The organism is Acidobacteriota bacterium (assembly GCA_020853395.1).
Classification (GTDB): domain Bacteria; phylum Acidobacteriota; class Vicinamibacteria; order Vicinamibacterales; family SCN-69-37; genus JADYYY01.
Genome location: JADYYY010000015.1, coordinates 96,528 through 108,370, shown reverse-complemented (window position 1 = coordinate 108,370; position 11,843 = coordinate 96,528). Strand labels below are relative to the sequence as shown.

Below are 11,843 nucleotides of genomic sequence, written 5' to 3'. Positions count from 1 at the left end.
GCCGTGCTCGCCAAACCTTCCTGCCCGGCCATCATCCACGTGCGCACGCTCACCAGCGTCACGAGCGCGCCGAAAAGCGTGAGGAGCATCGCTTCGGGAAGCGTGCCGCCCCACCACGCGCCGACAGGAGCGCCGACGATGCCGCCGAGCGCGATGAGCGTGCCGGCGTGCGTGTCGACCTCTCGGCGCCGTAGCCTGGTCCGGAAGCCGACCACCGCGGAGGCCACGACCGACAGCAACGAGATGGCAATCGCGTGAGGTGGATCGATCGACAGGCCGTACACGAGCAGCGGCACGGCCAGCGTGGCGCCGCCGGCGCCCGTCAGGCCGAGGGCCAAACCGACGACGCTTCCGAGGAGAACGGACTCGAAGACGAGCATGACTCGGGCCTCGAGGCAGAGGCACACCGGCACGAACCGTGTGCTCGAACCTCGCGGCTCTCATCAGGGTAAACGAACGCCGCGCGCAACGCGGCGAGTCCAGCATCGCGGCCGCATGGGTGCCCGTCGTCGCGTGCGTCCGGCTGCGCGCTCGAATCGCTGTCGAACCCTCTCGCATCGGCCGTCGCGCGCTTGGTGCGGAAGACGCCGTCGCGCAACCGCGACGCGAGATCGTTTCCGACGACCCGGGCTCCGGCGACGGCTCACCGCCGTCCGCTCGTTCGATCGGCGCCGGATCGAGAAAGAGGCGCTACGCAGGGCCGTGTTACTTGCCCGGCCCTGCCTCGTACACCTTCAAGCTCGAGATGACCCAGGCCGGCGCGTCCGCGACGGTGTCGGTCTGCGTGACCTTGATGAACTTCGCGCGCTGCGGCGTGAACCCGATCGCGGTGTGCGCGCCGGTGCCCTTGCCGGTCGCGACCGGCTTCGTCCACTTCGCGCCGTCGAGCGAGAGCTCGACCTGATAGCCACGCGGGAACGTCGGCTGCGGCGCGCCAGCTCCGCCGCCTCGCCCGGCCCCACCGCCTCTCGCCGGAGCCGGCGCGGGCGAATCGAACTCGATCTCGGCGACGTTCACCGGCTGCGGCAGCTCGATCTGGAACCACATGCCCGCCGCTTGCGGCGCGTTCGTCGACCATGGGCGGACGGCCATCAGCGCAGCGGACGCGTTCTCGGCGCCATGGCTGGCCGACAGCTTCCAGGCTGCGTGGTTCTCCAGCCGTCGCGGCAGCGTCGGCTCGAGCTCCTTGTACGTCCACGGCTGCTTGCGGCTCGCGGTCGCCGCGCGCAGCCGCGCCACGTCGCCGGCCGTCACCATGCCGCCGGGATTGCCGAACGCCGAGCGGACGTAGGAGGCGATCGACGCGATCCACTGATCCGTGTTCGTCCCCATCGGCAGCATGATGTCCGACCCGGCGCCCTCACCGAGCGGGCCCGTGATGCCCTTGAGCAGCACCTTGACGATGTAGTCGCGATGGCCGTTGATGCGCGGCGAGCCGGCCAGCGATGGCGCGAGCGTCGCGCCGGCCGCCCCGCCAGCCAGCGGCGCGCCACGGCCGTCGCCGCCATGGCAGCTGTAGCACAGCGACTCGTAGATCTGCTTGCCCTCGTCGACCCACTTCGCCTCTTCGGGCGTGAGCGTGCCCGCGCCCGCGACGGCCGGCGCCGGCGTCAGCAGGAAGTCGCCGATCGCCTTGACGCCGCGCGCCGTCTTCGCCGCTTGCGTCGCCTTGACGAGATCGGCGAAGTCCGCCGGCTTGAACGTGCTCAGCGTCAGCATCGCCTGGACGACGACGTCGGTGTCGGCGTCGTTGAGCGCGGTACGGTAGTCGTTCTCGAACGATCGGTCACCGGCCTTGTAGAGCGACTCGCTCGCCCGGATCGCCTGGATCCGCATGCGCGGGTTCTGGTCGCTCATCGCCTCGCGCACGAGCCCGGCGTCGAGCGTCCCCAGGCCCTCGAGCGTCCAGAGCGCGTGGAACCGGCCAACCAGGCTCTGCGACGATCGCGCCATCTGCTGCAGCGCCGGCACCACCGACCGATCCTGTCTGAGCACGAGCAGCCGCTGCGCCGTATCGCGCCACCAGCCGTTCGGGTTCGTCAGATGGGCCACGAGCTCGGCGGCTGTCTCGCTCAGCATCCGCGGCGGCGTGCGATCGAGCGCGATCGCCGGCACGGCCGGTTGCGTCGCGGCGCCGCCTTCGGCGACGCCCGCCGGGATGCCGTCGTACTTCAGCCGCCAGACGCGGCCGTGCCCGACGACTTTGTCGAGCTGGTACTGCTGGATCTTGTAGCGAAGATACGTGCCCTTGGCCGTCCAGTTCGCGTCCTGGATGATGCCGTGGTACATGTCGACGATGTAGATCGCGCCGTCCGGACCGGTCTTGACGTTCACCGGACGGAACAGCGGGTCGCTGCTCGCGATGAACTCGGCGGCCTGGTACGCGTTGCGCACCTGCGTGATGCCGTCGGTCTTCACGATCTTCGCGCGGCGGATGATGCGGCCAACCGGCTCGGCGAAGAGCAGATCGCCGCTGAGATCCGCCGGCAGCCGGTCGGTGCGCACGACCTCGGGCCCGGTCGGCGACGTGAAGTGCGCGAGGCTGCCGTTCGACGGCCGCACGCGCGGCATGCCGCCCTGGAAGTCGCCCGGCATCGGCAGGCCGTAGGGGATCTCGAATCCCGGCTCCCACTGATCCGGCACCATGAACGCGCCGTACTGCACGGGAATCTGGAAGTTCGCCGGGCCGCGCTCGCCCGCGGCGTTCACCAGCCAGATCTTCCCGTCGTCGTCCATCGACATGCCCCACTCGGCGCCGGGAGGGCCGGAGGGTTCGCGCACGATGCCGCGCGGCGTCCAGCGGAACCGGAAGGCGTTGTACGTGCTGTAGATCCAGTTGTCGAGTCCCCAGACGAACCCGCTCTGCGCCTGCTGGACGTTGCCGCTGCGGCCGGAACCGACGCCGGTGTAGAACACGCTCTTCTTGTCCGCGACGCCGTCGCCGTTGGTGTCCTGCAGGTACAGGACGTCGTCGGAGTGCGTCTCGTTGGTGAGGATGCCGTTGTCGAGCGGCAGGATCATGCGCGGGAACAGCAGGTTGTCGGCGAAGACGGTGTGCTTGTCGTACACGCCGTCGCCTTTCGTGCTCTCGTGCAGGCTGATGCGGCTCGTGGGCTCGTGCTGGCGGCCCGCGTCGACGTCGAGCATGTAGCTGCGCTCTTCGGCGACGTACATCCGGCCGTTGCCGTCCCACGCGACGACCGCGGGGCTCACGATGTCCGGATCGGAGAGCACGAGCTCGAGCGTGTAGCCGGCCGGCATGACGAAGCTCTTGCGCTGTTCGTCGGGCCGGCGCGCCAGGATTGGCGGCTTCTCGCCGTAGTCGCCGCCGACGTTGGGCGCGTCGGCCACGCCGGGCGCCGGCGGCGCCGCCGTGCCGCGGCCCGCCGGCGCGCCGCCAGCTCGCCCGCCCTGCCCTTCGCCGCCGCGGCCGGCGCCACGGCCCGCGCCGCCAGCGGGAGCCTGCGCGCCAGCCGGCGCGGCGCCCTGCGTGTGCACGAGCGAGCTGTAGCTCGACAGCACCAGCGCGGACGCGGACAAGAGCGCGGGCCAGATGCGGCGGAACGTCGTGGAAGGTCTGGTCATCGAATCACCGTCAGCCGACTCGTGAACCGCAGCACGACGCTGCGGATCGAACTCGCGGACTCTGAATTTCCAAGCAGGATATTCGCGGCGTCCGAACATGGCAAGCCGCGCATCGGCTCTCGGCTCGGGTGGGGTGAGACGACGGGAGCGGAGGACGCCGTGAAGAACACGATCGAACGCAAGGATGCGTCGCCACTGCGAGCCCAATCAGCCGGCCGAGCGCGGCACGCCCTCGCGTCGCAGCGACCGGCGCGCGCCGACGACCCGGGCGCTGATGCTCGCCCATCTGGCCGGTGGCACGCCGGATCGCTCGCGGTCCTGCGATCAGAGCCTGGCCAATGCCATCTTCGCGACGGACAGGTAGATACGCTTCGTCTGTTCGCCCGGCGACGTGGGGGCGATCACCTTGATCAGCACGTCGCCCTTCAACAGCCACGACGGCATGACGTCGCTGTAGTAGGCGGCGTCTGCGAGCCCGGCTGCGGCACCCGACCCCGTCAACGCTTCGATATCGACGTCCTTCTCGTTCATCAGCGATCGTCCCATCGCGACGGCGGCCTTCTCCGCATCCGCCTCGGCCTTGCCGCCCGTCCACACGACGGTGACGACCACGAGCGTCACCTTGCTGTTCGCTGCATCCGAGAGCTCGCAGGCGGTCTCGGTGTCGGACTGGATGTCGTGAAGGAGCGTGACGGCCTTGCCGATGATGGCCTCGACCTCCGCGCGATTCACGAAATCGCAGGCGTTCCTCCGCGCGGTCTCGCTACCTGGCGTCGCGGCAGTCGCCGTGCCCGCGCCAGCAGACGTTCCGGCATCTCTGCTGGAGGAGTTTCCGCCGCAGCCGCCCATCGCCAGCGTGAGTCCGATCGTCAACGCCGTGAAACGAACCGCGATCTGCGTGTTCACAGGCCCTCCGGCGGCTGATTATAGGTTCGCGCCCACGGGCCCGCGCGGCAATCCGGCCTGAATTCCCGCCTCTCCTCGGCGGCGTTGCGGGAGGCGGCTCGACGATTACAACCCGCGCTCGTCCTGCGACGCAGCCACCTGAGCGCAGGTACGTCCCCAAGCGATGGCGTCCCGGTCGAGGGCCAGCAGCGCGCCGATCTGCGAGGGCCTCTCCCGATACGCGAGCGCGCGTCCTCTACTCGGCCCCCACTCCCAGATACGTCCGAAGCTTCTCGTCGTCGAAGCGCACCTCGGCGGCCGGCTCGCGCGTCATGAGCGAGACCAGCACGCCGCAGAGGAAGCTCACCGGCATCGAGATGATCGCCGGGTTGCGAAGCGGAACCAGAGCCGACGGCCGATGAAGGAGATCCACCATCACGGTCGGGCTGAGCACGATCAGCCCCACCGCGAGCACGGCGCCGACGACGATCGAGGCGACGGCTCCGGCCGTCGTGAACCGGCGCCAGACGATCGACAGCAGGAGCGGCGGGAAGTTGGCGCTGCACGCCACGGCGAACGCGAGCCCGACCATGAACGCGACGTTCTGTCCTTTGAAGAGAATCCCGAGCAGCACCGCGACGATGCCGAACGCCACCGTCGCCAGCTTCGCCACGCGCACCTGCTCGTGCTCGGTCGCCTTGCCGCGCGTCACCACGTGCATGAAGATGTCGTGCGACAGCGCGCTGGCGCCGGCCAGCGTCAGCCCGGCGACGACCGCCAGGATCGTCGCGAAGGCGACGGCGGCGATGAATCCGAGGAACGGCGTCCCGCCGAGCAGCTCGGCCACGAGCGGCGCCGCCATGTTGCCGCCGGGATCGATCCGGCGAATGACGTCCCGCCCGACGAGGGCGGCCGCCCCGAACCCCACGACGGGAATGATCACGTAGAAGTAGCCGATGAGGCCGGTCGCGTAGAGCACGGACGACCGCGCCGCGCGCGCATCCGGCACCGTGTAGAACCGCATCAGGATGTGCGGCAGGCCCAGCAAGCCGAGCATCAGCGCCAGCCCCAGCGACATCGCGTCGATCGGATCCGTGACGAGCCCGCCGGGTTCCAGCGCCGCCTGGCCGTACTGCGTCGCCACGGCGGCGTACAGCGCACCCGGCGAGAACCCGTACTTCGCCAGGATCATCAGCGCGAGCAGCGTCACGCCGGACAGCAGCAGGATCGCCTTGATGATCTGCACCCACGTCGTGGCGATCATCCCGCCGAAGAGGACGTACGCGAGCATCACGCCGCCGACGATCACGACGGCCCACTCGTACGACAGCCCGAACATCAGCGTGATCAGGTTGCCGGCGCCGACCATCTGCGCGAGCACGTAGAAGAGCAGCGTGAGGATGCTCCCGAACGCCGACGCGATACGGACCGGTACCTGCCTGAGCCGGAAGGCGACGACGTCCGCGAAGGTGAACTTGCCGAGATTCCGCAGCGGCTCGGCGATCAGGAACATCAGGGCCGGCCAGCCGACCAGCCACCCGGTCGCGTAGATCATCCCGTCGTAGCCCCTCAGCGCCACGAGCCCGGCGATCCCGAGAAACGACGCCGCGCTCATGTAGTCGCCCGCGAGCGCGAGCCCGTTCTGCCAGGGACGGATCGACCGGCCCGCGGCATAGAACTCGCTCGTCGACCGGGTGCGCCGCGCGGCCCAGTAGGTCACGACGAGCGTGAGCGCGACGATCGACAGGAAGAACAGAACCGCCGAGGCCGTCGGGCTGCCGAGCGTGGTCTGCATCGTCCGCTCAGTCGCCGTGGAGCCGCCGGCGGAGACGGTCGGCCTCGGGATCGAAGTAGCGGTTCGCCCACACGACGTAGGCGGCCGTCAGCGCCCACGCGCCGACGATCACCGCGACGCCCACCGGAATGCCCACGGTCGTCACGCCATCGGCGAGCGTCCGCGACAGCCAGGCACGGTTCGCGGCAATCAGCAGGATGTAGCCGTAGTACAGCAGAAACAGCAGCGCAGAGAGCACGAGCGACACCCGCCACCGGCGGGCGAGCATGCGTCGGAACTCGGGCGAGTCGAGCAGCTCGCGATGTCGCTGCGACATGGACACGAGACTGTAGCAAAGTCCCGAGATCGAGGCACGGGACGCGCGTCAGTCCCTGAACTGGAATCGCCAGACGGCCAGCGAGGCGAGCCACGACAAGCCGAACAGCGCGACCATCAGGTAGCCCATCGCCTGGAAGTCGAGATCCTGAATCGTGCCCCAGATGCCCGTGTGCAACCCCAGCATCCGGCCGGCGACGATCGAGACCAACTGAATCGTCCCGATGCAGAGCGCGACGACGACCGAGAGGCCGGTGATCGTGAGGTTGTAGAACACCTTCCGCAGCGGATTCGCGAGCGCCCAGCCGTAGGCGCCGCACATCATCACGCCGTCGGCGCTGTCGAGCAGCGACATGCCCGCCGCGAACACGACGGGCAGGCTCAGCACGGCCGTCCACGGCAGGTCTTGCGCCGCGGCGACCCCCGCCGTCGTCAACAGCGCCACTTCGGTCGCGGTGTCGAACCCGAGCCCGAACAGCAGCCCGACCCAGTACATGTGGCGGGGCGCCGTGACGAGGCGGAACAGCCAGCCGAACCACCGGCTCATGATCCCGCGCGGCATCAGGCCGGCGTCGAGCGCCTCCGGGCCAGCGTGCCCCGCCCGCATCGCCCGAAACACCCGGTACACGTCCACTAGCACGATGAGGTTGACGATGCCCATCGCGTAGAGAAAGACGCCCGAGACCGTGGTGCCGACGTACGAGCCCACCGCGCGCAGCGCCGGCAGTTCCGCCACCACCGTCCTCGTCGTCAACGCGACGACGAGCGTGAGGGCGAAGACGACGGTGGAGTGGCCGAGCGAGAAGAAGAACCCGACACCGAACGGACGAGCGTCCGGGGCCATCAGCTTCCGCGTCGTGTTGTCGATCGCGGCGATATGATCCGCATCGAACGCGTGCCGCAAGCCGAACGAATACGCCAGCCCCGCGAGCCCGACGAGAAACGGATACTCGCGCGCCGCGATCGCCACCATGCCCCACCCCGCGAGGTGAAGCAGGACGATCACGCCGGCGTACCTAATCAACTGCGACCGCTCCACCGCACTGACTCGCGCCATGACCTCCCTATCTTACCGACGCGCGTGCATCGCTGCCGCCACGGTCACCCGGTCTTCCTGAGATCGACCGTGCCCCTTTCGGATGCGTCGCAGGTGAACCGGAAGTAGCTGCCCTTGAGCCGATCGCCCTCGACGACCGCGGTTACGTTCAACGTTCCGGAGAGCGTCGCGTAGTCGCATGCCAGCGGCGTCTGCGGCGTGAGCAGCCAGCTCACCGTGCTGCCGAGCCCACTGCCGTTCATGCTGCCGGCCTGTTGCAGCCCGGCGTCCGTGAAGTCGATCTTCCAGGTACCGCTGACGCTGATCGGCAAGGCGGTGACGTTCACGGTCACGAGACCGCGTCCGTGGACGTCGTCGACGACCTCGCCCTCCCACCGGCCCGCGAGCTCACGCGGTGCCGGAGAGGGCACAAGGGGGTTCTGGCTCGGTCCGCCGTGACACGCTCCCGAGAGCGGCGCCAACGACATGATCGCGATGACCCGAATTCCTCTGAGCAGCATGGGCCCCTCCTACCTGTCAGGCACGTAGAACGCGACGTAGCCGCTGCTCGATGCGGCGAAGGCCAGCGCACCGCTGACGGCCGGCGCCCATCCGAACTGGCCATCGGCCGGCTGCGTGCGGCCGCGCTCTCGGCCATCGTCTGGATCGAGCGCAACGAGCGGCCCGGCGAGGTGCGGCACCAGCACGGTACGCGTGCCGGCCGTCATCCCGAACGCGACCGACGACGCGTGAGGGAGACGCTGCCACCGCTGACGGCCGGTCAGAAGGTCGTACGCGGTGATCACACCCGACAGCGAGCCAGCCACGAGCACGCGCCCGGCACGCGCCAGCGGGCGATAGTCGACGCCCGCGGCGATCGGCATGACGCGGCGATCGACCGCGGGCCAGTGCCACAGGCCACGCCCGCTCGTGCGGTCGAGCACGTGGATGCGGCCGTCGGTGGCGGCGGCGACGACCGCAGAGCCGATAACCAACGGGCCGCCACCCGATCCGGTGGCGCGATCGGCCGGCGACCCGTCGCTGAACACCGCCCGCCAACGCTCCCGGCCCGTCTGGCCCTCGAGCAGCACGATGCCGCCCGCAGCCGCCCCCGCCGCGAACCCGACGACCACGTCGTCTCCGGCCGCCACCGGTGCGAACGCCGCCGCGCCGCGATCGTGCGTCACGTCCGCCGACCACCTCGTGATGCCGCTGCGCGCGTCAACGGCATGGACCCAGCCGGTGGACGATCCGGCGAACACGGTCTCACCGACCACACCGCCGAGATAGAAGCCGGGGCCGCCACCGTCCGGCGCATCGAAGCGCCATTGCCACGTCCCCACCTCGTCGAACGCCACGAGGCCATCGTCGCCCGTCACGACCCCGGCGGGCGTGGCGACGATGAGGGCTCCGCCGGTGAGCGAACCGCCGGACCCGGTTGGCCGGGTCCAGCGGACGTCGCCGCGCTCCTTGTCGATCGCCACCACCTCGTGCCGCCTCGACAGGAAATACACGAGATCCCCACGCACGGCCGGGATCCCGCGTGCCTCGCCGGCCACGCGCCAGGCCACCCGGAGCGCGCGCGGCTCGCTCGCCGCGCGCGCCGTGGAGGCGCCGCCGCCCACCAAGAGTGCGGCCAGCAGCGTCGTCTGACAACAGATCATGACGAGCGGCATCGCCATCACTGGATCGAGGTGTTGGTGGCCCACACGGGCTGACCGTCCGCGTAGATCACCACATTGCCATCGTCCTGCACCGCCAGGAAGGCGCCAGGGCGCCCGGGGGTGTCGGAGGCCCAGCGTGGCACGCCGTCGGCGTCGTACATCACCAGGTTGCCGTCTCCCTGCATCGCAACCACGCCGGTCGACTGGCCGTCGGTGTGGCTCGCCCAGATCGGCCGGCCCTGATCGTCATACAGGACCAGGTTCCCATCGCCCTGATACGCGAGGAACACGCGGCCGCCGCGGGACCGAACGATGTCACCTGGCCGGAGCAACTGATCGGGGAGCAGCTCGCCGCTGTCGATGGTGACGGGCTCGTGCGGGTCCCCAGGATTCGATCCGGAACCGCCGGATCCCCCGCTGCCTCCGTCGCCTCCACCGGCATCGCCCGGATCGGGATCTGGAGGCGGGGGGGCGGGAGAAGGTGCGGGCGACGGAGAAGGCGGCGGTGGCGGGATCGGCGCAGGCGCGGGCTCGCTCCCCCGCGGCGGTACGCCCACGTAGTTCACCAACGCGTGGTACAGCACGTCGTCGCTCTGCTGTTTCTCCTGCGTGTGCGCCGGCCCCTGGATCAGCAGGTTGGCGGCGCCCGGATACGCCTGTCGGTCGATCGGCACGACGCCGTCGTTGGGCATGCAGACCCAGATGACCGGGTGCGACACGAGCGCGCAGTACATCTGATCGATCATCAGCAACTGCGAGCCGAGGCCGATGAGCGAGAGCGCTTGCTCGATCGATGCCCAGTCGCCGGGAGCCGCGCGCCCGAGCAGCGCGTTGCCGTAGCCGATCAAGGTCCCGGCGGAGGCGTACAGCGTCACCGCGATCGCGTCGGCGTCTTGCGGGAGAACGGCGCGGGCCGGCCCCGCCCAGTAGTAGTTGTGCGCCACGCTCGCGATGCCGACGCGCTTCGGTGCGCTGGCCGCTTCGCGCGAGAGGTTGCCGTCGCTGTTCAGCGCGTTGAGGAAGCTGGAACCCGGCATCATCTGGTACGACACCGGCACCGTCGTCTGCACGCCGAGACCGGCGAAGAGACGGGTGACGGTGAAGACGCTGTAGTCCGAGGCGAACCGGAGACACTGCTGGACGGCGCCGATGACCCACGACGAGTCGGTGGGCACGGCGAACGCGCTGAGCACCCGATCGATCGCCCAGCGAGTCACGTCGTTGAACATCGCCCATTGCACGAGGTTCTGGAGGATCGGCGCACCGCCATGCGGCGTGCCGATCGTCACGATCCCGGCGAGGTTGTGGAGCTTGCTCCACTCGCGGGCGACGAGGCCGCCGTTGCTGTGCCCGACGGCCACGGTGGTGTTCGGCAGCGAGCCGAACTGGGCATTCGCCTGCAGGGCGGCCGCCTGGGCGGGGAACTCGTTCTGCCACGCGAGGCCGGGTATGCGGGCCTGCAGCGCCAGCGACTGCTGCAGGCGCGATGCGGCATCGGTCCAATCGCCGGCCGACGCGGCGAACCCGTGGAGGAACACGACCGGCCGATCGCTCGCCGCGGCGCTCGAGGTCCCGGCCGCAACGAGGATCGACATCAACAGCAGCCGACGAGCCGCGCGGCTCATCGTCCACCTCCCGCTCGCGGCGTCGCGCGGACGAGATCGACGTCGAGCAGATCCATTTCGCCCTTGCGCCCCGGCACCGCACGCTCGGCGCGAAGCCGCTTGCGCGCGAGCCCGCCTTTTCCATCGCGGTCGAACGCGATCGTGGTGCGCGACACGACCGCACCCGCGCGTTTCGTGACGACCTCGGTGGGCACGGCGAGCTCGGGGTCGACGAGCGCCTCGGTGACTTCGTCGCCCGCCACGCGCACGTGGCGGCTGAAGCCGTTCTTTCGCTCGACGGGCGGCCCGAACGTCGCCTCGAGCGCACGGCGCCGCCGCTCCACGTGACTCGGCGCCGCGAAGTCGGCGGGCCAGGCATCGCCAGCCAGCGCGGCGACCGCATCAGGCGACCCGCCTGCCGGCGCCCAGCCGGCCAGCGGATCGCGCCCAGCCGCCAACCCAAGGCGATCGCGGTCACGCTTCGTCGGTTCCCGGACGAGCTCACCGCGCCGGTTGAACAGCCTGGTCCCCGCTCCTCCCTCGTCGACCTCCATGCGGGTGACGAGGAACGGGTTGTCGAGCACGGCGCCCGTGACCGATCGCGCCTCGATCCCCGTCAGCTCCGTCAGCGTGACCGTGGTCGTCCACCCGGCGCGCGACCGCGCGCGTTCGATGTGATACGACATGCCGACCGAGAACGGCGGCGGGCTGCCCGAGACCGCCCGGCTGTGACGAACGCGCAGATCCGCAGCGAACGGCTGCGACGTATCGCCCGACTGCGCTTCGGGCCCCGGCGTGCCCCCGCGCGCGCCGTTGACGTAGGCCATGGACGATGCGGCCAGCGCAAGAACGATGGCGGTCCGAATCCATCTCGGCCGCCGGCGGCACTGTTGTGACATGCGTACCCTCCTGGTTTCGTGCGTGTCCAGGAGCAAGCGCGGTGCCGACCGGCCGGCGAC

Annotated in this window: 9 protein-coding genes; all 9 read right to left on the bottom strand. The window is 70.0% G+C overall.

What is annotated here, in order from left to right; genetic code table 11:
• Positions 1 to 705 precede the first annotated feature (705 nt).
• A complete protein-coding gene (locus IT184_14460) occupies positions 706 to 3,585 on the bottom strand; it encodes a c-type cytochrome (protein MCC7010006.1) in 2,880 nt (959 codons plus the stop codon).
• A 324-nt stretch (positions 3,586 to 3,909) separates the two neighbouring features.
• A complete protein-coding gene (locus IT184_14455) occupies positions 3,910 to 4,317 on the bottom strand; it encodes a hypothetical protein (GenBank protein ID MCC7010005.1) in 408 nt (135 codons plus the stop codon).
• 409 nt (positions 4,318 to 4,726) lie between these two features.
• On the bottom strand, positions 4,727 to 6,265 hold the full coding sequence (actP, locus tag IT184_14450; GenBank protein MCC7010004.1) for a cation/acetate symporter ActP: 1,539 nt from the start codon (positions 6,263 to 6,265) through the stop codon (positions 4,727 to 4,729).
• Between the two features lie 7 nt (positions 6,266 to 6,272).
• Positions 6,273 to 6,581, bottom strand: coding sequence for a DUF485 domain-containing protein (locus IT184_14445; GenBank protein ID MCC7010003.1), 309 nt, complete (start codon positions 6,579 to 6,581; stop codon positions 6,273 to 6,275).
• Positions 6,582 to 6,629: 48 nt separating this feature from the next.
• The gene (locus IT184_14440) at positions 6,630 to 7,637 is read right to left on the bottom strand and encodes a HoxN/HupN/NixA family nickel/cobalt transporter (GenBank protein ID MCC7010002.1); all 1,008 of its coding nucleotides are present in this window, start codon (positions 7,635 to 7,637) and stop codon (positions 6,630 to 6,632) included.
• A gap of 44 nt (positions 7,638 to 7,681) precedes the next feature.
• On the bottom strand, positions 7,682 to 8,137 hold the full coding sequence (locus tag IT184_14435; protein ID MCC7010001.1) for a hypothetical protein: 456 nt from the start codon (positions 8,135 to 8,137) through the stop codon (positions 7,682 to 7,684).
• A 9-nt stretch (positions 8,138 to 8,146) separates the two neighbouring features.
• A complete protein-coding gene (locus IT184_14430) occupies positions 8,147 to 9,298 on the bottom strand; it encodes a PQQ-binding-like beta-propeller repeat protein (protein MCC7010000.1) in 1,152 nt (383 codons plus the stop codon).
• On the bottom strand, positions 9,298 to 10,905 hold the full coding sequence (locus tag IT184_14425; protein ID MCC7009999.1) for a hypothetical protein: 1,608 nt from the start codon (positions 10,903 to 10,905) through the stop codon (positions 9,298 to 9,300). The genes IT184_14430 and IT184_14425 overlap by 1 nt, the downstream gene beginning before the upstream one ends.
• The gene (locus IT184_14420; protein MCC7009998.1) at positions 10,902 to 11,783 is read right to left on the bottom strand and encodes a hypothetical protein; all 882 of its coding nucleotides are present in this window, start codon (positions 11,781 to 11,783) and stop codon (positions 10,902 to 10,904) included. Before IT184_14420 ends, IT184_14425 begins: the two co-directional genes overlap by 4 nt.
• Between the last annotated feature and the right edge of the window lie 60 nt (positions 11,784 to 11,843).